Raw genomic sequence first — 23,680 nt, forward strand, 5'->3', positions numbered from 1 at the left:
GTTATTTTAATTGCTGAAATGCATAATGTGCCATTTTCTTCGTATCAGGATACAGTTGCTTGCGGGTAGAAGATAATACAACATTAATGACACGTTTACCGTCTTTTTCATCCACTGTTACGACTGTATATTTGCCAAGTGCTGATAGACCGCTTTTACTTCCAATCGCATATGGATCGTCATATAGTTCTTCTCGTCCGTAGTTTGCGATGTTTGGAGAGCGTTCTGAAGTATGTAGAGTTGTACGCGTTGAATTCATATATTCTAAAACAACTGGATACTTTAATGCTTCTTTCGTAATAATAGCAATGTCATATGGTGATACTTTATTCCCAATTGCATCAGCACCACTTGCGTTTTTGAAAGTCGCATGCTTTGTACCAAGTTCCTTCGCTCTAGCATTCATCATTTTCACAAATTCATTTTTTGATCCTGCAATATGTTCTGCAATTGATTCAGCTATTGGATCTGCACTAATGATAAGCATAAGTTTTAATGCCTCATCACGCTTTAATTTTTCTCCAGCACGAAGTTTAATTTTCTTGCTTTGACTTTCTGTTTTAATTGCGTTTTCTGTAACCGTAATTTCTTCATCTTCTTTTACATTCTCTAGTAAAAGAAGGGTTGTCATCATTTTGGCTATACTAGCCGGATAAGAGCGTTCGTCTTCGCGTTTCCCATACAAAATTTCACCTGTGTTTGCATCGATTGTAACCCCATATTGCCCAGTAATGTTGGGTTGATCAGCTCTTACAGCTTGTTGTCTTTGTGCATAAGAGAAGAAAATCATCCCTGTAAATAGTGTGGCAATCATTACAATCATAACTATTGTTCGTTTCATTATAATTCCCTCATTTGTTACAAATAAATTGGGCAGAAAAAGCAGCCATTAATCATTATGCCACGTTCTCTGCCCAAAAATATAGCGTTATTTTTCGCCCATATTATGCTTTTTATATTGTTGGTTATTACCTTGACGTCCTTTTTCCACGCCGTGGTTATGCGGACCTGCGTTTCCAGTTACACTAGCTGCACTAATTCCAGCCTTTGAAGGGTTCTTCTTAAGTTTTGCCATATATATTCCTCCAGTTTCGTCAGATTATAAAAAGGGAAAGTGTATTTTAGTGAAGAAAATACATATATAGCATGGCCAAATGAAAGAAAAATATTTATTTCAGAAAATTTTATCAATAAATATATTGCGAAAATTTAAACAGTATCATATATTTATTAGTAGAGGCTCACTCATTGATTGCGACTTATGTCGAAAAATTGAATGAGCATTCATTCAAGAATAGGGGGAGAATTGGATGTTCCAAATTAAAAAGGCTGCTGTTCTAGGTTCAGGCGTAATGGGTTCGGGAATTGCGGCACACTTAGCTAATATTGGTATTCCGACATTATTGCTTGATATTGTACCACCTGCGCTTACGAAAGAAGAAGAAGCGAAGGGACTTACATTAGAACATAAAAGTGTGAGAAATCGTTTTAGTAATACGGCTGTGCAAAAACTATTAAAGCAAAAACCAGCTCCTCTGACAGTGAAAGGAAATCTAGCACTGATTGAAGCAGGTAACTTAGAAGATGATCTTGAGCGTCTAGCTGATGTAGATTGGATTATTGAAGTAGTAGTTGAAAACTTAGATATTAAAAAGAAATTATTTGAAAAAGTAGACGCTGTTCGTAAACCGGGCTCAATTGTAAGCTCGAATACGTCAGGCATTTCAGTTGAAAAAATGGCAGAAGGTCGTTCAGACGACTTCCAGAAACACTTCTTAGGCACACACTTTTTTAACCCACCACGATATTTAAAACTTCTAGAGGTAATACCGACGAAAGAAACAGATCCACAAGTATTAAGCTTCATGAAACTATTTGGCGAAGACGTTCTTGGAAAAGGCGTTGTTATCGCAAAAGATACACCAAACTTTATTGGAAACCGCATCGGTACGTACGGTTTACTTGTTACTCTTCAAGAGATGGTAAAACGCGGCTATAGCATTGGGGAAGTTGATTCTGTAACAGGCCCACTTATTGGTCGTCCGAAGAGCGCAACGTTCCGCACATTAGATGTTGTCGGTTTAGATACATTCGTACACGTTGCAAATAACGTATATGAAAATGTGCAAGAAGAAGAGCGTGATGTATTTAAAGTACCAGCTTTCATGCATGACATGCTTGAGAAAAAATGGCTTGGAAGTAAAACGGGGCAAGGCTTCTTCTTAAAACAAGGAAAAGAAATTTTAGAACTAAATCCTGAAACGATGGAATACGAAGCGCGTAAAAAGTTAAAAGCTGCATCCGTAGAGTTAAGTAAACAAGAAAAAGGATTAGCGAATAAATTGAAAGCGCTTGTATACGCGAAAGACCGTGCAGGAGAGTTATTATGGAACATCATTACACCAACTCTTTTATACTCTGCAAAACTTCATAAAGAAATTGCTGACGATATCGTTGCAATTGACCAAGCGATGAAGTGGGGCTTCGGCTGGGAGCAAGGGCCATTTGAAGTGTGGGATGCAATCGGCGTTGAAAAATCTGTTCAAAAGATGGAAGAAAATGGCGTAGTTGTTCCTACGTGGGTGAAAGAAATGTTAGAGAAAGGTTTCACTACTTTCTATAAACATGATAACGGCGATAGCTACTATTACGATAATGGCGAATATAAGCTAATCGAACGTAATAAAAAAGCAATTTCTCTTAAGCAATTAAAAGCGAAAAATGGTGTATTAAAGAAAAATAGCGGAGCGAGCTTAATTGATTTAGGCGACGGCATCCTTTGCTTAGAGTTCCATTCGAAGAGTAATGCAATCGGTATGGATATTACGCAAATGATTAACTACGCTGTTGATGAAGTAGAAAAGAATTATAAAGGTCTTGTTATCGGTAACCAATCGAAGAACTTCTGCGTTGGTGCGAACCTAGCAATGATCTTAATGGAAGCACAAGACGACAACTACTTTGAAATTGAGTGGGTTGTGAAAAACTTCCAAGATGCAATGACGAAAATTAAGTACTCTTCTAAGCCAGTTGTAGCAGCACCATACGGTATGACGCTTGGCGGAGGTACAGAAGTTTGCTTACCAGCAGCGAGCATTCAAGCTTCTAGTGAAACGTATATGGGCTTAGTAGAAGTTGGTGTTGGCTTAATCCCTGGCGGAGGCGGTAATAAAGAGCTATACATTAAACACTTAAACAAAATGGCAAACGGTGTAGAGTTTGATCTGCAAAAAGTTGCAAATAAAGTGTTCGAAACAGTCGCAATGGCGAAAGTTTCAACTTCAGGACAAGAAGCAGTTTCTCATAACTTCTTAGGTGATAAAGATGGTATTAGTGTGAATGGTGATCACTTACTATACGATGCGAAACAGAAAGCACTTGCTTTATATGAAGCTGGTTATAAAGCGCCGATCCGTAAAAAGATACCAGTTGTTGGGGAAACAGGATATGCAACTCTTGCACTTGGTGCTGAAGCAATGCATTTATCTGGTTACATTTCAGAGTACGATCTTCACATTGCTAAGAAACTTGCATATGTCATTGCGGGCGGAAAAGTGCCGTACGGAACAGAAGTTGATGAGCAATATTTATTAGATGTAGAACGAGAAGCATTTATTAGCTTAGTAAGTGAGATGAAATCACAAGCAAGAATGCAGCACATGCTTGTAAAAGGAAAGCCATTACGTAACTAATAACGAGGGGAGATATCGTTCATGAGAGAAGCTGTCATTGTTGCGGGAGCAAGAACACCAATTGGAAAAGCAAAGAGGGGTTCATTAAAAACAGTTCGTCCTGACGATCTAGGGGCGTTAGTAGTAAAGGAAACGTTAAAGCGTGCAAATTATGAAGGACCAATCGATGATTTAATTTTCGGTTGTGCGATGCCAGAAGCAGAGCAAGGTTTAAATATGGCTCGTAATATCGGCGGATTAGCAGGACTTTCTTACGATGTTCCAGCTATTACGATTAACCGTTACTGTTCTTCAGGTTTACAAAGTATCGCTTACGGAGCTGAGCGTATTATGCTTGGTCACTCTGAAGCTGTATTATCAGGCGGAGCAGAATCAATGAGTTTAGTTCCAATGATGGGACACGTTGTTCGTCCGAATAGTCGCCTTGTAGAAGCGGCTCCAGAATATTATATGGGTATGGGACATACAGCAGAGCAAGTTGCTGTGAAATATGGAATTTCTCGTGAAGAGCAAGATGCATTTGCAGTAAGAAGTCATCAACGTGCTGCGAAAGCATTAGCTGCAGGAAACTTTGCTGATGAAACAGTACCTGTAGATGTGACGTTACGCTCGGTTGGATCAAACAATAAACTTCAAGAAGAAACGATCACTTTCGCACAAGACGAAGGTGTAAGAGCAGAGACGACACTAGACATTTTAGGAAAATTACGTCCAGCATTTAACGTTCGCGGTTCTGTAACGGCTGGTAACTCTTCACAAATGAGTGATGGTGCAGCATCTGTATTATTAATGGATCGCGAAAAAGCAGTGAGCGATGGCATGAAGCCACTTGCGAAATTCCGTTCATTTGCAGTAGCTGGCGTACCACCAGAAGTAATGGGAATCGGCCCAATCGCTGCAATTCCAAAAGCGTTAAAACTAGCTGGCTTAGAGTTATCTGATATTGGCTTATTCGAACTAAATGAAGCATTCGCTTCTCAATCGATCCAAGTTATTCGTGAACTTGGTTTAGATGAAGAAAAAGTAAACGTAAACGGTGGTGCAATCGCACTTGGACATCCACTTGGCTGTACAGGAGCAAAACTAACACTATCTCTTATTCACGAGATGAAACGTCGCAACGAACAATTCGGTATCGTAACAATGTGTATCGGCGGTGGAATGGGAGCAGCGGGAGTATTTGAATTACTTTAAAAAGTGCAGGTGGCTCGTTTAGAACAGGAGGGCGTTGGAAGCCTTGACGAAGAGGCGCTTTTTGCCTCACAGGAAGGGGTGAAACGACCGACTGTTTTAGCCACTGGAACTAGATTATAAAAAATGGAAGCAACAAAGGTTTATAAAAACAAAAGGGAGAGCTAGCTTCTTTCAAAAAGAGAGAAGCGGCTCATGAAAATATGAAGGAGGAAATTTTCATGGAAAAAACAGTAGGAAATGCGGTTAAAGGCGGTAGCTTTTTAGTAGATGAGATTACGATTGATCAAGTGTTTACGCCAGAAGATTTTTCATCTGAGCATAAAATGATTGCAAAAACGACAGAGGACTTTATCGTAAATGAAGTTCTTCCAGAGCTTGAATATTTAGAGCAACATGAGTTTGACCGCTCAGTTCGTCTTTTAAAAGAAGCTGGAGAACTTGGTTTATTAGGCGCTGACGTACCAGAAGAGTACGGCGGAATTGGTCTTGATAAAGTAAGCTCAGCGTTAATCGCAGAGAAGTTCTCTCGCGCTGGTGGCTTTGCAATTACTCACGGTGCTCACGTAGGTATCGGCTCTTTACCAATCGTATTATTCGGTAACGAAGAGCAAAAGAAAAAATATTTACCATTACTTGCAACTGGTGAAAAATTAGCTGCATACGCATTAACAGAGCCAGGTTCAGGATCTGATGCATTAGGCGCAAAAACAACTGCACGTTTAAATGCAGAAGGTACACATTATGTATTAAACGGTGAAAAACAATGGATTACAAACTCTGCATTCGCTGACGTATTCGTTGTATATGCAAAAATTGATGGCGAGCACTTCTCAGCATTTATCGTAGAGAAAGACTACGCTGGCGTATCTACAAGCCCAGAAGAAAAGAAAATGGGTATTAAATGTTCTTCAACTCGTACGTTAATTTTAGAAGATGCGTTAGTACCGAAAGAAAACTTACTTGGTGAAATCGGTAAAGGTCATATTATTGCATTCAACATTTTAAATATCGGTCGTTATAAATTAGGTGTTGGTACAGTTGGATCTGCGAAACGTGCAGTAGAAATTTCAGCACAATATGCAAACCAACGTCAACAGTTCAAACAACCAATCGCTCGCTTCCCATTAATTCAAGAGAAACTTGCGAATATGGCAGCGAAAACATATGCAGCTGAAAGCTCTGTATATCGTACAGTAGGTTTATTCGAAAGCCGCATGAGCACATTATCTGAAGAAGAAGTAAAAGATGGTAAAGCAGTAGCAGCTTCTATCGCTGAATATGCAATCGAGTGCTCTTTAAACAAAGTATTCGGTTCTGAAGTATTAGACTATACAGTAGATGAAGGTGTTCAAATTCACGGTGGTTATGGATTTATGGCAGAGTACGAGATTGAAAGAATGTACCGCGATTCTCGTATTAACCGTATTTTCGAAGGAACGAACGAAATTAACCGCCTAATCGTACCAGGTACGTTCTTACGTAAAGCGATGAAAGGTGAATTACCACTTCTTCAAAAAGCACAAAAATTACAAGAAGAGTTAATGATGATGATGCCAGAAGAAGTAGGCGATGAGCCATTAGCACTTCAAAAGTATTTAGTAACTAATGCGAAGAAAATCGGCTTAATGGTAGCTGGATTAGCGGCTCAAAAATACGGTAAAGCATTAGATAAAGAGCAAGAAATTCTTGTAAATATCGCTGACATCGTAAGCAATCTATACGCAATGGAATCAGCTGTTCTTCGTACAGAAAAAGCGATCAAAACAACTGGTCTTGAAAAGAATAAACAAAAAGTGTTATACACTGAAGTATTCTGCCAAGAAGCATTTAACGAAATCGAAGCAGATGCGAAAGAAACACTTATCGCAGTTGAAAACGGCGACATGCTGCGCATGATGTTATCATCATTACGTAAATTAACTCGTCACACACCACTTAACGTAATTCCGAAGAAACGTGAAATCGCTGCGAAAATTTTAGAAGATGAGCGTTACACAGTTTAATATCTTTAAAGAACAGTAGTCGTTTATACGGCTACTGTTCTTTTTTTTGAAAAAAATAAATTTTTTAGTGACATAAAACTAATAGTATTAGTTTTCGTGAAAAGGGAGATGGGACTATGAGGATGATACATGAAAAAACGTTATATCAATTGTCATTTTTGCCAAGAGCGTTTCCTGTAAATTGTTACTTTGTAGAGGAAGAAGATGGTTTAACTTTAATTGATGCGGCTTTGCCATATAGCGCAAAAGGTATTTTACAGGCGGCTGAGAAAATAGGAAAACCAATTACTAAAATTGTATTAACACATGCGCATGATGATCACATCGGTGCATTAGATGCATTAAAGGAAGTACTTCCTCATGTTCCAGTCTATATTTCTAAGCGGGACGCAAAGCTGTTAGAAGGAGATACGACGTTACAAAAGGATGAACCGAATATACCGATAAAAGGCGGTGTACCTAAAAAAGTAAAAACGGTACCTGATGTTTTATTAGAAGATGGCGACCGAGTTGGATCGCTTCTTGCAATTATGACACCGGGACATACACCAGGATCCATGTCGTTTCTTGATGTACGGAATAAAGCTCTTATTGTTGGGGATGCATTCCAAACAAGAGGAGGTATGGCTGTTTCGGGACAAATGAAATTTTGGTTTCCGTTTCCTGCGATGGCAACGTGGAGCAAAGAAATATCATTACAAAGTGCAGAGAAGTTAAGCGAATATGAGCCTTCCTTACTTGCGGCAGGGCATGGGGAAATGATAAAGAATCCAGGGACTGTCATAGAGCTTGCTATTAAGGAAGCGAAACGGAATATAGAAAGTAAGAAAGAGGGTTAATTTATGTCACCGAGAATCGGACTTACATTACAAAAAATTGTAGAAACAGCGGCAGAAATTGCAGATACAAATGGAATACAAGAAGTAACGTTAGCTTCATTAGCGCAAAGGTTAGGGATACGTTCGCCCTCACTATATAATCATGTAAAAGGGTTACAAGATGTACGGAAAAATCTTGGTATTTACGGAATAAAACAGCTGCATAACAAACTGGAAGAAGCGGCCGAGGATAAACGTATGGATGAAGCAATTCATGCATTAGGAGAAGCGTATGTAGCATTTGTCCGAAAACATCCTGGACTATATGAAGCAACTTTTTTACGAGATGAAGAAGTAAGAAAAGCAGGTGACGGAATTGTAAAGCTTTGTCTTCAAGTATTACAACAGTATGGCTTAGAAGGAGAGAATGCACTTCATGCGACACGCGGATTCAGAAGTATTTGTCATGGATTTGCTTCGATTGAACAGCAAGGCGGATTTGGTTTGCCGTTAGATCTAGATATAAGTTTACATGTATTATTGGAAACGTTTATTAAAGGGTTACGTGAATAAGAAGCAAGGTAAACAAAAACCTTAGAAGTGATTCTAAGGTTTTTTAGTGCATATGATTCGAAAAGAATGGTAGGCTTTTTCTTATGAAATGATATTATTTTGCAGGTTTGAAAAATGTATATATCGCTAAGAAAAAGCAAACGAAACTGAATACGATGGGGTCTTGATATGGACTAGGCTCAGAGCCCTTCTGGATTTCTGTAAGGAAGTCATGTGTTTTCATGTTTATTGCTCCTTTATATAAGAATACTTTTAATGAAGCTAATACTTACTAATAGAGTTGCACTAATAAACAATAGGAAAAATGTAGTGTTACGATTTTTATAATTGTTAAGTGCTATAAATAGAAAGCAAATGAGAAATAACATATGTAAAGCTATAGAAGTGAATAACGGCTTTAAATTTAATATATCAATCAACAGTTTTACATAGAGGATTGCGTAAATGATAAAGAAGATAACTTTAACATATTTTTGCATGAGCACACCTTCCTACCATGGTTTGTTTGAGGATTATACTGTTATTATAAGGTTAGCTTTTGAATATTTGTATTTTTCTGTAATTATAACATTTTTTTGTATTTATAAATAGATGTGATTGATTTGAAATGTAAGAAAGCTTTTTCATGAATACGATTTAAAAAGAACAGAATACTAAAGGAGAATGAAAGAAGAAAGGTAGGAGTATTCCATGCAAAATTTAACAGAGCTTGAAGTAGAAAACTTACGTCATTTAATTGGTGGACACGCAACAATTATTAACAAGTTGGAACAGTATGCACAGACGTGTACAGATCCACAATTGAAACAAATGTTACAAAAGGATGCGCAAGATGCACGAAATACGAAACAGCAATTAATGACTTTCCTAGGATAGGAGGAAGCGGAACATGAATGAAAAAGATATGGTAAATGATTATTTGGCAGGATTAAATGCAAGTTTAACAAGTTATGCAAATTATATTGCTCAGTCTGATAATGAGCAGTTACATCAAACGTTAATTCAAATTCGTAATCAAGATGAGATGCGCCAACGTAATATGTATGAGTACGCAAAGCAAAAAAGTTATTACAAACCGGCAGCACCTGCGAATCCAATGATTGTGCAGCAATTAAAAAGTCAATTAAGTGCGGAATAACAGGAAAAAGAAGACGAGCGAATTTATTCGCTCGTCTTCTTTTTTTATATGTCAATAAATACATAATAAATATTTTTCCAGCTGTAACAAATATGACGAAAATGGAATATAACAATTCACAAAAAGGACAAACGTTTTGCTCAATATTTCACAAAGTATCCATGGTTTCTATCGTGAGAACCTTTATAATTAGGAGTGTAAAGAGCAAAAGAAATAGATTATATGATCAATTAGGAGAGATTGCTATGAAAAGACATACAAGAAAAATTGCAATTATCGGTACTGGATTAGTTGGATCAAGTTGTGCGTATTCCATTGTAAATCAAGGGATTTGTGAAGAGCTATTATTAATTGATATAAATCATGAACGTGCAGTTGGGGAAGCAATGGATTTATCACATTGCATTAACTTTACAAATACAAGAACAAAAGTATATGCAGGAAGCTATGAAGACTGCAAAGATATGGACATTGTTATTATTACAGCAGGGCCAGCACCAAAACCAGGGCAAAGTCGCTTAGATACTTTAGGAGCGAGTGCGAAGATTATGGAAAGTGTTGTTGACGGCGTAATGGAAAGTGGATTTGATGGTATTTTCTTACTTGCATCGAACCCAGTTGATATTATTACATATGAAGTGTGGAAATTATCTGGATTACCTAGAAATCGCGTAATCGGTACTGGTACATCACTAGATTCTTCTCGCTTAAGAACAATTTTATCTGAAATGCTACATGTAGACCCTCGTAGTATTCATGGGTATTCATTAGGAGAACATGGTGATTCTCAAATGGTTGCTTGGTCTCATGTAACTGTTGGTGGAAAGCCAATTCTGCAAATTTTAGAAGAACAAAAAGAACGATTTGGTGAAATAGATTTAGATGAAATTGTTGAGAAGACTGCAAAAGCTGGTTGGGAAATTTATAAACGTAAAGGAACTACTTATTACGGAATTGGAAATTCTCTAGCATATATTGCGAGTTCAATCTTTAATGATGATCACCGTGTCATTGCTGTATCAGCCATTTTAGATGGTGAGTATGGTGAATATGATATTTGTACAGGAGTACCAGCTATTATTACTAGAGACGGTATAAGAGAAGTTGTAGAACTCAATTTAACAGAGGATGAAGAATCTCGATTCGCAAAATCAAACGATATTTTACGTGATTATATGAAAACAATTGGTTACTAACTTATAGAAGAAGGTGAAACAAATGAAGGAATATATAATGTCTCGTGTATTTAAAGCATCTGCTGGAATCGCACAAGGTATTTTCGTATCCCTCGGAATTGGTTTACTGATCGAAAATATAGGAAGAATTGTTGATATACCATTATTTATTACAATCGGAGTTGTTGCAAAATCACTAATGGCACCGGCAATTGGTGCCGGAATTGCTTTTATGCTCGGTGCAAACGGTCTTGTAATCTTCTCAGCGATGGTAGCCGGAGCAATTGGTGCCGGATCCATTTCAATTACTGAAGCTGGTCTAATTATTAAAACAGGTGAGCCAATCGGTGCATTATTAACAGCAACTTTAGCTGTATATATTGGTAAACGTTTAAGTGGAAAAACTGCGTTAGATATGATGCTCGTTCCATTTGCGGCCATATTAGGTTCTGGTTTAGTTGGTATTTGGTTATCTCATAATATTACTCCTGTTTTAAATACAGTTGGAGCGTTTATTAAAGATAGCTCAGCTGGTAGCCCATTCATCGCTTCTATCGTCATTGCAGTCGTTTGGGGACTATTACTTATCTCTCCAGCTTCATCAGCTGCGTTAGCAATTGCACTTAGCTTAGACGGTGTTGCAGGTGGTGCTGCTCTTGCCGGATGCGTCGCTCAGTTTATCGGATTCTCTGTCATCTCAGCGAAAGAAAATAATTTAGGTGGCATATTAGCTCAAGCACTTTGTACTCCGAAAGTACAGTTACCAAATATCACTAAAAATCCAATGATTCTCGTCCCAACTGTCGTTGCCAGTGCTATAGTCGGTCCAGTATCCGCATTAATTTTCCAACTGGAAGCAGGAAAGGAAATTGCAGGTCTTGGATTAAGTTCTCTTATCGCACCAATTAATTTAATTTCCAGCCAAGGATGGGAAGTTCTCCCGGCGATGGTAATTACTTATATCGTCATTCCAGTAGCTGTTTCTTATATACTTTACATTGCTCTTAAAAAAGCAGGTCGTATTCACTCTGGTGATATGACTGTACCGCAATCTTAAGTTGAAAATCTCCTTACTAATAGATAAAAGCAGACTGAGAAGCCACAGTCTGCTTTTTTGTCATGCTACATTCTATGATTTTGTTTTACTGGAACTCTTATCGGTTCTTTGGCCAATAAGAGCTGAACGCCGAAGTAAAGTATGCTTGCAAGCGTCATTCCAGAAACGGCATCTACAAAGGCATGCTGCTTCGTAAATAGCGTTGATAAAATAATAAGTGTACCGAAGAAAGTAAGGATGTAATATTCAAAAGCATGCTGTTCTCTACGCTTAAAGGCAGCTAACATAATTACGAATGTAGTAAGAACGTGAATGCTAGGGAAACAGTTTACAGGTTGATCGATACTATAAATATAGCGAACTAGTTCAGAAAATACATCTGTTCCAACGACAGTCGGACGCGGTACAGTTGTTTGCCAAAAATAATAAATAGAAAAACAAGCAAGCTTTCCAAAAATAACACTACTTAAAGTGACATAATATTGCTTTCGGTCAGCAAAGCAGTAATAAATAAGTGCGCCGTATAAGTATGGAAACCAAAGTAAATAAGGAATAATAAATGCTTTTACAAATGGAATCCAATCATCTACTACAGTTGTAACGTCTACTGCGTGAACAGTCGATTTATTTAATACGTCGTAAAGGGGACTTACGAGCACGAGTAGAAGTATATAACTTAACGGAAGAAAAGATGAAAGTTTAAATTTCTTCATGTTGATCTCCTATGTTTAGTAATGTAAGTAAATTCAATTGATTATAATATAGAAACGTGAATTGGGCTATCGATTTTACTTACATTTTCTTGAATTAACCTTACGTTTTTGTCACTTGACTAAAAAGAAGGAGAGGGTGCTAAATGAAGCGTTTATCGTATTTCTTATTTTTTATATTGATATGCCTAGTAGGTGCTGGGTGTGCAAAGGATAAAGCAGGAGAGAAATTAGAATATAACGGAAGAGCACTCGTAATTGGAGTTGTTGGAGAAAAGCCGAAAGATACGTTTAGGAATGTAAAGTTTGAAGAAATGAAGTTAGAGGAACTGGAAAAGAAATCTAAGGAAGTGGATGGTTTTCTAATAATGAAAGATCACTTTCAAGAAGCCTCAACAGAGCAGTATAAAAATGTATTTTCATCGCTAAAGAAACCAGTGTTTTTTATCGGTTTACAAGATAAATCATATTCAATTTTTATTACAAAAGGAATAGAGTATAACAGTGCACGAAAAGATGTAAATGCTATGTATACGCAAGGCTTTGCAAATATCGGAAGTGGTGAAGGGCAACAATGGGCAATTGGTTTATCTAATGGTGGAAATACAGAAGAAAGTATTCATAATATGTATATCGTCGTATTTCAAACCATCGCAGATTATTTGAATAGATGATGAGGGAGCCTGTAAACGAGGCTTCTTATTTTTTAATCAAACGTTTGTTTAAGCTGTATGTTCGGTAGGAAGAAACTGATGTAACTCAATGGTTAACAAAGAGAAATGGAGAATTAATCAAACGTTTGTTTAAGCTGTATGTTCGGTAGGAAGAAACTCCTGTAGTTCAAAGGTTAAGAAAGAAAAATGGAGAATTAATCAAACGCTTGTTTAAGATATATGTTTGGTGCAGAATCTAAAAAATTTATATATTTATTTTTTTCTTAACAAATGGCGGAAAAATAAGAAAAATTCGCAGGATTATTAAAAATTATCACGAAATAAGTAAAAGTTTAGCGAATAATGGTTTGAAATAATAAAACGTTTTCTATATGATAAAGGTAAAGGTTAGTAAAAAAGTAGGTGAATTTATGACAGTAACATTTTATTCATATCCAAAGTGTGGCACATGTCAAAAGGCAAAGAAATGGTTTGAGGCAAACGATGTAGCATATGAGATGATTCATATTGTTGAAAATCCACCATCAAAAGAAGATTTACGTAATTTACATGAAAAAAGTGAATTACCATTAAAAAAATTCTTTAATACAAGTGGAATGCGTTACCGTGAACTTGGTCTAAAAGATAAGTTGAAAGATGCAAGCGAAGACGAAATGTATGAGCTTTTAGCATCTGATGGCATGTTGATTAAACGTCCAATTGTAACAGATGGAACGAATGTAACACTTGGTTTTAACGAAGAGCAGTTTGAAAGTGTGTGGAAAAAGTACCAATAAGGTATTTTTACATAATTAATACATTCACTGGAGGTACAGTCATGAGCATTCCAAATAATTTACGTTACTCTGAAGAACACGAATGGGTAAAAACTGAAGGTAATGAAGTTGTTATCGGTATCACTCACTTTGCACAAGGTGAGCTAGGCGATATCGTATTCGTTGAACTTCCTGAAGTAGGTGCAACAATCGAAGCTGACGAGCCATTCGGAAGCGTAGAATCTGTTAAAACAGTTTCTGAGTTATACGCACCTGTAAGCGGTAAAGTTGTAGCAGTAAACGAAGAATTAAGTGACCAACCAGAACTTGTTAACGAATCTCCATACGAGGGTGCATGGATGGTTAAAGTTGAACTTTCTGATGCAAGCCAAGTTGAGAAGTTATTAACTGCAGAAAAATATGCAGAAATGACAAACCAAGACTAATTATAGTCGACTAAAGGACAGCCTTTGTGCTGTCCTTTTTTATTTTGTGTGAAATAATGAAATTCAAGTTATATGTAAATAAATAAGCTATTATGAGAAAAACTGTTTTGTGGTAAGGTTTCATAAGTCTTCACAATCTAAACGAGCCGCTTGCGCTTTTCATTGTCCAGCTCCACCTCCTAGCCCTTCATGTCTAAGAACCTTCCGTACGAGAAGACAAAAAGCGTCTTCTGTACGAAAGAACCTTAGCCAACAGGGCTGAACAGTCGGTTCCGCTTTTCGTTGTCTAGCTCCAGCGGCTAGAACAGTCGGTCATTTCACTCCTGAACTTGAGGCAAAAGGCGCCTCTAGTTCAGGAGTTCCAATGCCCTCCTGTTCTAAACGAGCCGCTTCCGCTTTTCTTTTGCAAAAATAAACAGGAAACAACATGAAAATAACGAATATACTATATACTAAGTTCAAGGTTATATAGTATATGGTGATCGGGTGATGACATATGATTTATGTAGAAAAAGTCATTATTGTAGAAGGTACATCAGATAGAAGAAAGATTGAATCTATTATTCGTGAACCGGTGGAAATTGTTTGTACAAATGGTACAATTGGTTTGTCGAAAATGGATGAGCTCGTTGATCAGTTTTTTGATAAGGAAGTGTATGTGCTAGTGGATGCTGATGATGCTGGAGAAAAGTTAAGGAAACAATTTCGAAAAGAATTTCCGCAAGCCGAGCATATCTATATTGATCGCTCGTACCGAGAAGTGGCAACTGCGCCATCTACACACTTAGCAAATGTATTATGGGGAGCCGACATTGACGTTTATACAGAATATTTACGGTAAGGAATGATAGAAGTGATTGATTGGACAGGAGCCGAAGCTACAGCCCTAATAGAGAATGAAGAAAAAACAGTATTATATGTATATACTCCAATGTGTGGAACATGCCAATTAGCAAAAAAGATGTTAACAGTTGTTGAGATGACAATTGAAGGCCTCAAAATTGGGATGTTAGATTTAAATTATGCTCCGTATTTAGCGAAAGAGTATGGGATTGAAAGTGTACCTTGTTTACTTGTTTTTGAAAATGGGACACTGATGAAGAAGATATACGCATTTCATTCGGTTGAATATTTATATACGGAATTAAAGTAGGCGGCAAAATTTTTGCCGCCTCGACATATTTCTTGGGAAATATGTCGAGATGCAGGGTGGATACAGTATTTGTCGAGCGAAAATAACAGGATTGCTCTTTAGTGAGAGGGAATGGTATGTAATAGAAAGTGATATGAAGGATGTGATTTAGGGTGAGATTATATTCTTTGCTTCAATCATTTGTAAATTACGCTAATGGTCAATATCATTTAGAACCGCTTTTAAGACAAGAAGAAAAAACTGTTAATTTTCGCTTTGGAGATGAAAGTTGTTCGTTACAAATTTCAAGAGATTATATAGAGCTGGTACATGAGGAAAGAGGAACGGAACAAATCATTTGCTTAGATGAAAAGGATATAGAACAATTGGTGAATGGAAATGTACGATTGCAAATGTTAATGAACGATGGACGTGTACAATATTCAGGAACGTACCGAACGATGTTATTAGTGGAATCGATGTTTCATATATGTAAACCGATGTCAGTAGGTGCTTAAAATTCTGAAGTTTCATTTTTTGCGAAAATTTCTGTTGACATGGTGAGTGTATATTGATACAATTCAAGTCATAAAATATAGACAATTTCATAAATTTCAAATCAGACGAAAATTGAATCTGATTTCTCTTATCAAGAGAGGTGGAGGGACTGTGCCCTGTGAAGCCCGGCAACCGTCAACTTATGTTGAAATGGTGCCAATTCCTGCAAAGCGAATGCTTTGAGAGATGAGAGAGAGGGATAATGTTGTTATATACGCATATAAACCTTTCTGCTTCTCTAAAGCAGAAAGGTTTTTTTATTGTTTGAATGTGGAGGACATTCAAATAATAAAAGTAATGATAACAGTGGACTACACGCATTAAAAATAAAAAATTGCGGAGTCGATCCAAACAAAAAAGGGGTGAACATCATGATTCTATTAGAGAACGTAAAGAAAATATATAAGGCGAAAAGCGGTGATGTCACTGCTGTAGATAACGCCAATTTAAAAATAGAAAAAGGCGAAATATTTGGTGTTATTGGATATAGCGGCGCTGGAAAAAGTTCGTTAATCAGATTGTTTAATCAGTTAGAGAAACCGACTTCTGGCCAAATTACAATTGCGAATCGTGTTATATCAGCAATTACAGGAAGTGAACTTCGTAAGGCAAGACAAGAAATCGGAATGATTTTTCAACACTTCAACTTACTTTGGTCACGAACTGTACGTGAAAATATTGAGTTTCCACTTGAAATTGCAGGTGTTGATAAAGCGAAGAGAAGAAAACGTGTTGATGAATTAATTCATCTTGTTGGATTAGAAGGAAGAGGAGACGCGTACCCATCTCAGCTGAGTGGAGGACAAAAGCAACGCGTCGGGATTGCAAGAGCATTAGCTAACAATCCACAAGTGCTTTTATGTGATGAAGCAACGTCAGCTCTTGATCCGGAAACGACAGATCAAATTTTAGATTTACTATTAGACATTAATAAGCGTCTTGGTTTAACAATTGTACTCATTACACATGAAATGCACGTGATTCGAAAGATTTGTAACCGAGTGGCGGTAATGGAGAGAGGAAAGATTGTAGAAACAGGTCCAGTACTTGATGTATTCCGTAATCCGAAGCAAGATATTACGAAACGATTTGTACAGCAGTTAACAGATTCTGAAGATACAAATGAAACAATTGAAAATTTAATTGAAAAATATCCAGATGGAAAAGTAATTCGTTTGCAGTTTATCGGTGAGGCTGTAGAAAGACCAGTGCTTCAACGATTAATGCAACGCAGTGATATAGAAGTTAGCATTTTGCAAGGAAATATTGCACAAACGAATAACGGTTCTTACGGTAGTTTAGTTGTTCATTTAAATGGTGAGGAAACAGCGATCCAGCAAGCAATAGAAGGAATTCATCAAGATCAAGTAGAGCTGGAGGTGATTGCACATGGATAAGTTACTCGCAAATGTTGATTGGAATCAAATGTTAGAAGCAACTGGTGAAACGTTATATATGACGGCAATCGCAGCCCTTGCGACATTTGTTTTAGGACTAATTTTAGGATTGTTACTCTTCATGACAGCAAAAGATAATTTATGGGAAAACAAATCAATTAATACGGTGATTGGAGCATTCGTAAATATATTCCGCTCTATACCGTTCATCATTTTAATTATTTTATTAATCCCATTTACAAAGATTCTTCTTGGAACAATTCTTGGAGCAAGTGCAGCTCTGCCGGCTTTAATTATTGGAGCCGCACCATTCTACGCGAGAATGGTTGAAATTGCACTTCGCGAAATTGATAAAGGTGTAATTGAAGCTTCAAAAGCAATGGGAGCAAAAACAAGCACAATTATTTTGAAAGTGTTAATTCCAGAATCATTACCAGCATTAGTATCTGGTATTACGGTTACGACAATTGCTTTAGTAGGCTATACAGCAATGGCGGGAGTTGTTGGTGCTGGTGGCCTTGGAACACTTGCTTACTTAGAAGGATTCCAGAGAGGGAATAACGATGTAACAATCGTTGCGACAATTTGTGTATTACTAGTTGTATTTTTAATCCAGTGGATTGGTGATAGTTTAACGACTCGAATAGATAAACGATAATAAAAACGGGAGGATATTTTAAATGAAAAAATTATTACTTACGGCACTTATTTCAACTTCAATTTTTGGGTTAGCTGCTTGTGGCGGGAAAGATAAAGATGAAAAGAAACTTGTTGTTGGTGCTTCTAACGTACCGCATGCTGAAATTTTAGAAAAAGCAAAACCGTTACTTGAGAAAAAAGGAATTGAATTAGAAGTGAAAAAATTCCAAGATTACGTGTTGCCAAATAAATCGTTAGCGGATAAGGAATTAGATGCAAACTATTTCCAGCACATTCCGTATTTAGAAAAAGAAATTAAAGATAAAAAATATGATTTTGAAATAGCAGGGAAAATTCATATTGAACCAATTGGTGTATATTCTCAAAAATATAAGAGTTTAAAAGAACTTCCAGACGGGGCGACAATTATTATGAGTAATTCCGTTACTGACCATGGACGTGGTTTAGCAATTTTACAAAAAGAAGGCATTTTAAAAATTAAAGACGGAGTAGATCCAGTTAGTGCAACTCCAAAAGATATTGCAGATAATCCGAAACACTTAAAATTCAAAACGGATATTGAGCCTGGTTTGTTGCCACAAGTGTATAACAATAAAGAAGGCGACGCTGTTTTAATTAACTCGAACTATGCAATTGATGCGAAATTAAACCCAGAAAAAGATGCAATTGCAATTGAAGGCGATGATTCTCCATACGCAAACGTACTAGTGGTTCGTAAAGGTGATAAAGATAAAAAAGCGATTAAAGAGCTTGTAGAAGTATTACATTCTAAAGAAATTGAAGACTTTATTACTAAAGAATATAAAGGTGCAGTTGTTCCTGTAAAAGAATAATTGCTGAAAAAGGGCTGGTGTATGCCGGTCCTTTTTTACTACATAACTATAGGGAGAAGGGGACGTCATATGAAAAAGATTCTATTGTCAGTTGTTACAGCATTATCTGTATTTACATTAGCTGCTTGCGGAGGGAAGGAAGAGAATAAGCTTGTTGTGGGAGCTTCTAACGTGCCGCACGCTGTTATTTTAGAAAAGGCACAGCCGATATTAGAGAAAAAAGGCATTAAGTTAGAGATTAAAAAGTTTCAGGATTATGTACTGCCAAATAAAGCGTTAGCGGATAAAGAAATTGATGCGAACTACTTCCAGCATATTCCGTACTTAGATAAAGAAATTCAAGAAAAGGGATATAAAATTGTAAACGCAGGAAAAATCCATTTAGAGCCGATGGGTATTTATTCTAAGAAGTATAAAAGCTTAAAAGACTTACCAGATGGCGGGACAGTGATTATGAGTAATAACGTAGCGGAGCGTGGCCGTATGCTAGCACTGTTACAAAAAGGCGGCGTTATTAAATTAAAAGACGGAGTAGATGTTGTTAAGGCAACAGTAAAAGATGTAGTCGAAAATCCGAAAAACTTAAAGTTTAAAACAGATGTAGAGCCTGGATTGTCACCAAAGCTGTATGAAAATAATGAAGGTGATGCTTTATTTATTAATTCAAACTATGCAATTGATGCAAAATTAAATCCAACAAAGGATGCAATTGCGATTGAAGGAGCAGACTCTCCGTATGCAAACATCATTGCAGTTCGTAAAGGTGATGAGAAGAAAAAAGAAATTAAAGAGCTAGTAGAAGTGCTACATTCAAAAGAAATTCAAGATTTTATTAATAAAGAATATAAAGGTGCTGTACTTCCGGTAAGTGAATAAATATAAGGAAAGGGCTGGAAAATTACCAGTCCTTTTTTCTTTATATAAATAAGAAGAAAGGTGTATCATAGAAAGATGTGAAGGAAATACTTATATACATTTGTGAAAAAACGGTTACTTTTTTTCGTCGTTTGCGATATCATTTTATTTGATATAAAATTAGAATGAGAATAAAATGAGAATATGAACGTTTTAGGAATTTTTAAAATGTATATATAGGATTAATGGAGGTATTGAGATGGCTGGTTCTACATTAACGGTTAAAGACTTACACGTATCAATTGATGGCAAAGAAATTTTAAAGGGTGTAAACCTTGAAGTAAAAGGTGGAGAAATCCACGCAATTATGGGACCTAACGGAACAGGTAAATCAACTTTATCTTCTGCAATTATGGGTCACCCAAAGTATGAAGTAACAGAAGGTAGCATCATCATCGACGGTGAAGATGTATTAGAAATGGAAGTAGACGAGCGCGCACAAGCAGGTCTATTCCTAGCAATGCAATATCCAAGTGAAATTAGCGGAGTAACAAACGCTGACTTCTTACGTTCTGCAATTAACGCACGTCGTGAAGAAGGCGATGAAATTTCTCTTATGAAATTTATCCGTACATTAGATAAAAACATGGAATTCCTAGAAATGGATCCAGAAATGGCACAACGTTACTTAAACGAAGGTTTCTCTGGTGGAGAGAAAAAACGTAATGAAATCCTTCAATTAATGATGATTGAGCCAAAAATCGCAATCTTAGATGAAATCGACTCAGGTCTTGATATCGATGCATTAAAAGTTGTATCTAAAGGTATTAACGAAATGCGCGGCGAAGAGTTCGGTTGCCTAATGATTACGCATTACCAACGTTTATTAAACTACATCACTCCAGACTTCGTTCACGTTATGATGAACGGTCGTATCGTTAAATCTGGTGGCCCTGAGCTTGCACAACGTCTAGAAGCTGAAGGTTACGACTGGATTAAAAAAGAATTAGGTATTGAAGACGAAACAACAGAGCAAGAAGCGTAAGAGAGGAGCATAAACATGACAATCGGTACATTACCTTTCGATCAAGAAACAATCCGTCAACGCGCAAGCGAAGTAAACGAAGCTGCTTGGTTGACTGAGTTCCGCTTACAAGCTCTTGCACAAGCAACTGAACTTCCAATGCCAACGCCTGATAAAACGAAAATTGACAAATGGGACTTTATCGGAAAAGGCGACGCTGCTAAGCAAGAGCCTGTAAGTTCTTTAACTGAACTTCCAGAAGCAGTGAAAAACTTAATCGATGAAAATAACAGCGTATTAGTACAACGCACTGGTACAACTGCATTCGTTTCTTTAGCAGACGAAGCAAAAGAAAAAGGTGTTATTTTTACAGACATCGTAACAGCAGCAACTGAGCATGCTGAACTAGTACAAAAGTACTTAATGAAAGACGGCGTGAAAGTAGACGAGCATCGTCTAACTGCACTTCATGCTGCATTAATCAACGGTGGTGCATTCGTATATGTTCCGAAAAACGTTGTTCTTGAAACTCCACTTCAAGCTGTATTCTTAGTAGACGGCGAAGAAGCTAACGTATATAACCACGTACTATTCGTAGCTGATGCGAACAGTACTGCAACTTATGTAGAAAACTATGTTGCAAATGAAAATGCTAAAGGTATTGCAAATATCGTAGCAGAAGTAATCGTGGAACAAGGCGCACAAGTGAAATTCGGTGCGGTTGATCTATTAGCAAAAGACGTAACAACTTACGTTAACCGCCGCGGCGTTGTAGGACGCGACGGCCGTATTGATTGGGCTCTAGGCCTTATGAATGACGGAAACACAATTTCAGAGAACGTTACGAACTTAATGGGCGACGGTTCATATGCTGATACGAAAACAGTAACAATTGGCCGTGGCAACCAAACACAAAACTTTACAACTAAAGTTGTTCACTTCGGTAAACATTCTGAAGGTTGGATTTTAAAACACGGTGTACAAAAAGATAGTGCAACATCTATCTTTAACGGAATTGGTAAGATTGAACACGGTGCATCTAAATCAAATGCACAACAATCTTCTCGCGTTCTTATGTTAGATGAAAAAGCTCGCGGTGATGCAAACCCAATTCTTTTAATCGACGAAGATGATGTAATGGCAGGTCACGCAGCTTCAGTAGGTCGCGTAGATCCAGTCCAACTATACTACTTGATGAGCCGTGGTATTCCAAAACGCGAAGCAGAACGTTTAGTCATCCATGGATTCTTAGCACCTGTAGTTAATGAGCTTCCAATTGAAGGAGTAAAGGCACAGCTTGTTGAGGTAATTGAAAGGAAAGTTCGCTAATGAATATTCATGAAATACGCAAACAGTTTCCAATTCTTGATCAAAAAGTGAACGGCAAACAACTTGTTTATTTCGATAGTGCAGCAACTTCTCAAAAACCAATTCAAGTCATTGAAACGTTAGAACGTTACTATAAAGAATATAATTCTAACGTGCATCGCGGTGTTCATACGCTCGGTACGAAAGCTACCGACGCGTATGAAGGTGCACGTGAGAAAGTTCGCAAGTTTATCAATGCGAAATCAATGGAAGAGATTATTTTCACGCGCGGAACGACAACTGCATTAAATACAGTAGCGGCTAGCTATGGTCTTGAAAATGTAAAAGAGGGCGATGAAATCGTTATTTCTTACATGGAGCACCATAGTAATATCATTCCGTGGCAACAAGTTGCGAAGAAAACTGGTGCAACTTTAAAATATCTTCCGCTTCAACCAGATGGGACAATTTCAATAGAAGATGCTCGTCAAACAATTACACCGAATACAAAAATCGTTTCTATCATGTATGTTTCTAACGTACTTGGAACGATTAACCCTGTAAAAGAAATCGGAGCAATTGCACACGAAAATGGCGCAATTATGGTCGTTGACGGTGCACAAAGTACACCTCACATGAAAGTAGATGTACAAGATTTAAACTGTGATTTCTACGCATTATCTGCTCATAAGATGTGTGGCCCTACAGGTATCGGCGTATTATATGGTAAAAAAGAATTGCTAAACAATATGGAGCCAATTGAATTTGGTGGTGAAATGATTGATTTCGTAGATTTACAAGAATCTACTTGGAAAGAGCTTCCGTGGAAGTTTGAAGCAGGTACACCGATTATCGGTAATGCAATCGGACTTGGTGCGGCAATTGATTTCCTAGAAGAAATCGGTCTTGATAATATTGAAAAGCATGAGCATGAATTAGCGCAATACGCTTTAGAAAGACTATCAGAAGTAGATGGCGTTACAATTTATGGTCCAAAGCATCGCGCTGGTCTTGTTACATTTAATATTGAAGACGTACATCCTCACGATGTAGCGACTGTATTAGATGTAGAAGGCATTGCAGTTCGCGCAGGACATCACTGTGCACAACCGCTTATGAAGTGGCTAAAAGCTTCTTCAACAGCACGTGCGAGCTTCTATTTATATAATACAAAAGAAGAAATTGATACATTTGTTGACTCGCTAATCAAGACAAAGGAGTATTTCACAAATGTCATTTAATAATTTAGATACGTTATATCGTCAAGTTATTATGGATCATTATAAAAATCCTCGTAACCATGGCGTATTAGAAGATAGTGTTACCGTTAACTTGAACAATCCAACTTGCGGCGATCGTATTCAACTTACGATGAAAGTAGAAGAAGGTATTGTGCAAGAGGCGAAGTTTGAAGGCGAAGGATGTTCAATCTCAATGTCTTCAGCTTCAATGATGACACAAGCAGTAAAAGGTAAGAAAATTGAAGAAGCACTTCAGCTTTCGAAAATTTTCTCTGACATGATGCTAGGAAAAGAGTACGATGACAGCATCGATTTAGGAGATATTGAAGCATTACAAGGCGTATGCAAGTTCCCTGCACGTATTAAATGTGCAACATTAGCGTGGAAAGCGTTAGAAAAGGGCTTAAACGAAGATAAGTAATGTTAAAGGTTCCTAA

Annotated in this window: 26 protein-coding genes and 1 riboswitch; of the genes, 23 read left to right on the forward strand and 3 right to left on the reverse strand. The window is 37.2% G+C overall.

Features of this window, described 5'->3' with window-relative positions; all coding sequences use genetic code 11:
* Nucleotide 1: 1 nt before the first annotated feature.
* Both QO049_RS02265 and QO049_RS02270 read right to left on the reverse strand, forming a co-directional pair.
* Nucleotides 2–841 carry a D-alanyl-D-alanine carboxypeptidase family protein gene (locus tag QO049_RS02265; protein ID WP_000831466.1) on the reverse strand — a complete coding sequence of 280 codons (840 nt, stop codon included), beginning with the start codon at nucleotides 839–841 and terminating at the stop codon, nucleotides 2–4.
* Nucleotides 842–928: 87 nt separating this feature from the next.
* Complete coding sequence (locus QO049_RS02270) at nucleotides 929–1,075, reverse strand: YuzL family protein (protein WP_001096344.1); 147 nt, start codon at nucleotides 1,073–1,075, stop codon at nucleotides 929–931.
* Between the two features lie 235 nt (nucleotides 1,076–1,310).
* Between QO049_RS02270 and QO049_RS02275 the strand changes: the two genes are divergently transcribed.
* The 9 genes from QO049_RS02275 (at nucleotide 1,311) to QO049_RS02315 (ending at nucleotide 11,650) form a co-directional block, all read left to right on the forward strand.
* Nucleotides 1,311–3,692 carry a 3-hydroxyacyl-CoA dehydrogenase/enoyl-CoA hydratase family protein gene (locus QO049_RS02275; protein ID WP_000486378.1) on the forward strand — a complete coding sequence of 794 codons (2,382 nt, stop codon included), beginning with the start codon at nucleotides 1,311–1,313 and terminating at the stop codon, nucleotides 3,690–3,692.
* Nucleotides 3,693–3,713: 21 nt separating this feature from the next.
* A complete protein-coding gene (locus QO049_RS02280) occupies nucleotides 3,714–4,886 on the forward strand; it encodes an acetyl-CoA C-acetyltransferase (RefSeq protein WP_001206324.1) in 1,173 nt (390 codons plus the stop codon).
* Nucleotides 4,887–5,104: 218 nt separating this feature from the next.
* Complete coding sequence (locus QO049_RS02285) at nucleotides 5,105–6,889, forward strand: acyl-CoA dehydrogenase family protein (protein ID WP_000416291.1); 1,785 nt, start codon at nucleotides 5,105–5,107, stop codon at nucleotides 6,887–6,889.
* Nucleotides 6,890–7,005: 116 nt separating this feature from the next.
* Entirely contained in the window at nucleotides 7,006–7,728 is a 723-nt protein-coding gene (locus tag QO049_RS02290) for an MBL fold metallo-hydrolase (protein WP_001242324.1), read from the forward strand.
* 3 nt (nucleotides 7,729–7,731) lie between these two features.
* On the forward strand, nucleotides 7,732–8,280 hold the full coding sequence (locus QO049_RS02295) for a TetR/AcrR family transcriptional regulator (RefSeq protein WP_000074937.1): 549 nt from the start codon (nucleotides 7,732–7,734) through the stop codon (nucleotides 8,278–8,280).
* Nucleotides 8,281–8,970: 690 nt separating this feature from the next.
* Nucleotides 8,971–9,156 (forward strand): hypothetical protein, encoded by a 186-nt coding sequence (locus tag QO049_RS02300; protein WP_001180555.1) that lies wholly within the window; start codon nucleotides 8,971–8,973, stop codon nucleotides 9,154–9,156.
* 13 nt (nucleotides 9,157–9,169) lie between these two features.
* Nucleotides 9,170–9,418 (forward strand): spore coat protein, encoded by a 249-nt coding sequence (locus QO049_RS02305; protein ID WP_001002987.1) that lies wholly within the window; start codon nucleotides 9,170–9,172, stop codon nucleotides 9,416–9,418.
* A gap of 245 nt (nucleotides 9,419–9,663) precedes the next feature.
* The gene (locus tag QO049_RS02310) at nucleotides 9,664–10,614 is read left to right on the forward strand and encodes an L-lactate dehydrogenase (RefSeq protein WP_423774711.1); all 951 of its coding nucleotides are present in this window, start codon (nucleotides 9,664–9,666) and stop codon (nucleotides 10,612–10,614) included.
* A gap of 22 nt (nucleotides 10,615–10,636) precedes the next feature.
* Nucleotides 10,637–11,650, forward strand: a complete 1,014-nt coding sequence (locus QO049_RS02315) for a PTS sugar transporter subunit IIC (protein WP_246961534.1) — start codon at nucleotides 10,637–10,639, stop codon at nucleotides 11,648–11,650.
* A 65-nt stretch (nucleotides 11,651–11,715) separates the two neighbouring features.
* Here QO049_RS02315 and QO049_RS02320 read toward each other — a convergent pair whose 3' ends face one another.
* A complete protein-coding gene (locus tag QO049_RS02320) occupies nucleotides 11,716–12,363 on the reverse strand; it encodes a phosphatase PAP2 family protein (RefSeq protein WP_000713772.1) in 648 nt (215 codons plus the stop codon).
* A gap of 143 nt (nucleotides 12,364–12,506) precedes the next feature.
* Between QO049_RS02320 and QO049_RS02325 the strand changes: the two genes are divergently transcribed.
* From QO049_RS02325 to sufU, 14 genes are all read left to right on the forward strand, one after another.
* Entirely contained in the window at nucleotides 12,507–13,034 is a 528-nt protein-coding gene (locus QO049_RS02325) for a hypothetical protein (RefSeq protein WP_000826869.1), read from the forward strand.
* A 410-nt stretch (nucleotides 13,035–13,444) separates the two neighbouring features.
* Nucleotides 13,445–13,810 carry an arsenate reductase family protein gene (locus QO049_RS02330; protein ID WP_000218968.1) on the forward strand — a complete coding sequence of 122 codons (366 nt, stop codon included), beginning with the start codon at nucleotides 13,445–13,447 and terminating at the stop codon, nucleotides 13,808–13,810.
* A gap of 41 nt (nucleotides 13,811–13,851) precedes the next feature.
* Nucleotides 13,852–14,235, forward strand: coding sequence for a glycine cleavage system protein GcvH (gene gcvH, locus QO049_RS02335; protein WP_000026896.1), 384 nt, complete (start codon nucleotides 13,852–13,854; stop codon nucleotides 14,233–14,235).
* A 496-nt stretch (nucleotides 14,236–14,731) separates the two neighbouring features.
* Nucleotides 14,732–15,076 carry a toprim domain-containing protein gene (locus QO049_RS02340; RefSeq protein ID WP_000640870.1) on the forward strand — a complete coding sequence of 115 codons (345 nt, stop codon included), beginning with the start codon at nucleotides 14,732–14,734 and terminating at the stop codon, nucleotides 15,074–15,076.
* A gap of 3 nt (nucleotides 15,077–15,079) precedes the next feature.
* Nucleotides 15,080–15,388 carry a thioredoxin family protein gene (locus QO049_RS02345; protein WP_002062684.1) on the forward strand — a complete coding sequence of 103 codons (309 nt, stop codon included), beginning with the start codon at nucleotides 15,080–15,082 and terminating at the stop codon, nucleotides 15,386–15,388.
* 152 nt (nucleotides 15,389–15,540) lie between these two features.
* Nucleotides 15,541–15,885 (forward strand): hypothetical protein, encoded by a 345-nt coding sequence (locus QO049_RS02350; RefSeq protein WP_001242139.1) that lies wholly within the window; start codon nucleotides 15,541–15,543, stop codon nucleotides 15,883–15,885.
* Between the two features lie 125 nt (nucleotides 15,886–16,010).
* Nucleotides 16,011–16,118, forward strand: a riboswitch (SAM riboswitch).
* A 178-nt stretch (nucleotides 16,119–16,296) separates the two neighbouring features.
* The gene (locus QO049_RS02355) at nucleotides 16,297–17,322 is read left to right on the forward strand and encodes a methionine ABC transporter ATP-binding protein (protein WP_000601778.1); all 1,026 of its coding nucleotides are present in this window, start codon (nucleotides 16,297–16,299) and stop codon (nucleotides 17,320–17,322) included.
* Nucleotides 17,315–17,980, forward strand: a complete 666-nt coding sequence (locus QO049_RS02360) for a methionine ABC transporter permease (protein ID WP_000359401.1) — start codon at nucleotides 17,315–17,317, stop codon at nucleotides 17,978–17,980. Before QO049_RS02355 ends, QO049_RS02360 begins: the two co-directional genes overlap by 8 nt.
* A gap of 22 nt (nucleotides 17,981–18,002) precedes the next feature.
* Nucleotides 18,003–18,815 (forward strand): methionine ABC transporter substrate-binding lipoprotein MetQ, encoded by an 813-nt coding sequence (gene metQ, locus QO049_RS02365; RefSeq protein ID WP_000735096.1) that lies wholly within the window; start codon nucleotides 18,003–18,005, stop codon nucleotides 18,813–18,815.
* 69 nt (nucleotides 18,816–18,884) lie between these two features.
* The gene (gene metQ / locus QO049_RS02370) at nucleotides 18,885–19,691 is read left to right on the forward strand and encodes a methionine ABC transporter substrate-binding lipoprotein MetQ (RefSeq protein WP_000722399.1); all 807 of its coding nucleotides are present in this window, start codon (nucleotides 18,885–18,887) and stop codon (nucleotides 19,689–19,691) included.
* Between the two features lie 238 nt (nucleotides 19,692–19,929).
* Nucleotides 19,930–20,715 (forward strand): Fe-S cluster assembly ATPase SufC, encoded by a 786-nt coding sequence (gene sufC / locus QO049_RS02375; protein WP_000929160.1) that lies wholly within the window; start codon nucleotides 19,930–19,932, stop codon nucleotides 20,713–20,715.
* 15 nt (nucleotides 20,716–20,730) lie between these two features.
* Nucleotides 20,731–22,023: a Fe-S cluster assembly protein SufD gene (gene sufD / locus QO049_RS02380; RefSeq protein ID WP_000152167.1), complete on the forward strand. Its 1,293-nt coding sequence runs from the start codon at nucleotides 20,731–20,733 to the stop codon at nucleotides 22,021–22,023.
* The gene (gene sufS, locus QO049_RS02385) at nucleotides 22,023–23,243 is read left to right on the forward strand and encodes a cysteine desulfurase SufS (protein WP_001020760.1); all 1,221 of its coding nucleotides are present in this window, start codon (nucleotides 22,023–22,025) and stop codon (nucleotides 23,241–23,243) included. Before sufD ends, sufS begins: the two co-directional genes overlap by 1 nt.
* Complete coding sequence (gene sufU, locus QO049_RS02390) at nucleotides 23,233–23,664, forward strand: Fe-S cluster assembly sulfur transfer protein SufU (protein WP_000009523.1); 432 nt, start codon at nucleotides 23,233–23,235, stop codon at nucleotides 23,662–23,664. The genes sufS and sufU overlap by 11 nt, the downstream gene beginning before the upstream one ends.
* Nucleotides 23,665–23,680: the final 16 nt, after the last annotated feature.

It is taken from the genome of Bacillus sp. RB3 (assembly GCF_030164735.1).
GTDB lineage: Bacteria > Bacillota > Bacilli > Bacillales > Bacillaceae_G > Bacillus_A > Bacillus_A cereus.

Coding starts and splice junctions, on each gene's coding strand:
- QO049_RS02265 (WP_000831466.1), bottom strand. CDS start 841: ATGAAACGAACAATAGTTATGATTGTAATGATTGCCACACTATTTACA.
- QO049_RS02270 (WP_001096344.1), bottom strand. CDS start 1,075: ATGGCAAAACTTAAGAAGAACCCTTCAAAGGCTGGAATTAGTGCAGCT.
- QO049_RS02275 (WP_000486378.1), top strand. CDS start 1,311: ATGTTCCAAATTAAAAAGGCTGCTGTTCTAGGTTCAGGCGTAATGGGT.
- QO049_RS02280 (WP_001206324.1), top strand. CDS start 3,714: ATGAGAGAAGCTGTCATTGTTGCGGGAGCAAGAACACCAATTGGAAAA.
- QO049_RS02285 (WP_000416291.1), top strand. CDS start 5,105: ATGGAAAAAACAGTAGGAAATGCGGTTAAAGGCGGTAGCTTTTTAGTA.
- QO049_RS02290 (WP_001242324.1), top strand. CDS start 7,006: ATGAGGATGATACATGAAAAAACGTTATATCAATTGTCATTTTTGCCA.
- QO049_RS02295 (WP_000074937.1), top strand. CDS start 7,732: ATGTCACCGAGAATCGGACTTACATTACAAAAAATTGTAGAAACAGCG.
- QO049_RS02300 (WP_001180555.1), top strand. CDS start 8,971: ATGCAAAATTTAACAGAGCTTGAAGTAGAAAACTTACGTCATTTAATT.
- QO049_RS02305 (WP_001002987.1), top strand. CDS start 9,170: ATGAATGAAAAAGATATGGTAAATGATTATTTGGCAGGATTAAATGCA.
- QO049_RS02310 (WP_423774711.1), top strand. CDS start 9,664: ATGAAAAGACATACAAGAAAAATTGCAATTATCGGTACTGGATTAGTT.
- QO049_RS02315 (WP_246961534.1), top strand. CDS start 10,637: ATGAAGGAATATATAATGTCTCGTGTATTTAAAGCATCTGCTGGAATC.
- QO049_RS02320 (WP_000713772.1), bottom strand. CDS start 12,363: ATGAAGAAATTTAAACTTTCATCTTTTCTTCCGTTAAGTTATATACTT.
- QO049_RS02325 (WP_000826869.1), top strand. CDS start 12,507: ATGAAGCGTTTATCGTATTTCTTATTTTTTATATTGATATGCCTAGTA.
- QO049_RS02330 (WP_000218968.1), top strand. CDS start 13,445: ATGACAGTAACATTTTATTCATATCCAAAGTGTGGCACATGTCAAAAG.
- gcvH (WP_000026896.1), top strand. CDS start 13,852: ATGAGCATTCCAAATAATTTACGTTACTCTGAAGAACACGAATGGGTA.
- QO049_RS02340 (WP_000640870.1), top strand. CDS start 14,732: ATGATTTATGTAGAAAAAGTCATTATTGTAGAAGGTACATCAGATAGA.
- QO049_RS02345 (WP_002062684.1), top strand. CDS start 15,080: ATGATAGAAGTGATTGATTGGACAGGAGCCGAAGCTACAGCCCTAATA.
- QO049_RS02355 (WP_000601778.1), top strand. CDS start 16,297: ATGATTCTATTAGAGAACGTAAAGAAAATATATAAGGCGAAAAGCGGT.
- QO049_RS02360 (WP_000359401.1), top strand. CDS start 17,315: ATGGATAAGTTACTCGCAAATGTTGATTGGAATCAAATGTTAGAAGCA.
- metQ (WP_000735096.1), top strand. CDS start 18,003: ATGAAAAAATTATTACTTACGGCACTTATTTCAACTTCAATTTTTGGG.
- metQ (WP_000722399.1), top strand. CDS start 18,885: ATGAAAAAGATTCTATTGTCAGTTGTTACAGCATTATCTGTATTTACA.
- sufC (WP_000929160.1), top strand. CDS start 19,930: ATGGCTGGTTCTACATTAACGGTTAAAGACTTACACGTATCAATTGAT.
- sufD (WP_000152167.1), top strand. CDS start 20,731: ATGACAATCGGTACATTACCTTTCGATCAAGAAACAATCCGTCAACGC.
- sufS (WP_001020760.1), top strand. CDS start 22,023: ATGAATATTCATGAAATACGCAAACAGTTTCCAATTCTTGATCAAAAA.
- sufU (WP_000009523.1), top strand. CDS start 23,233: ATGTCATTTAATAATTTAGATACGTTATATCGTCAAGTTATTATGGAT.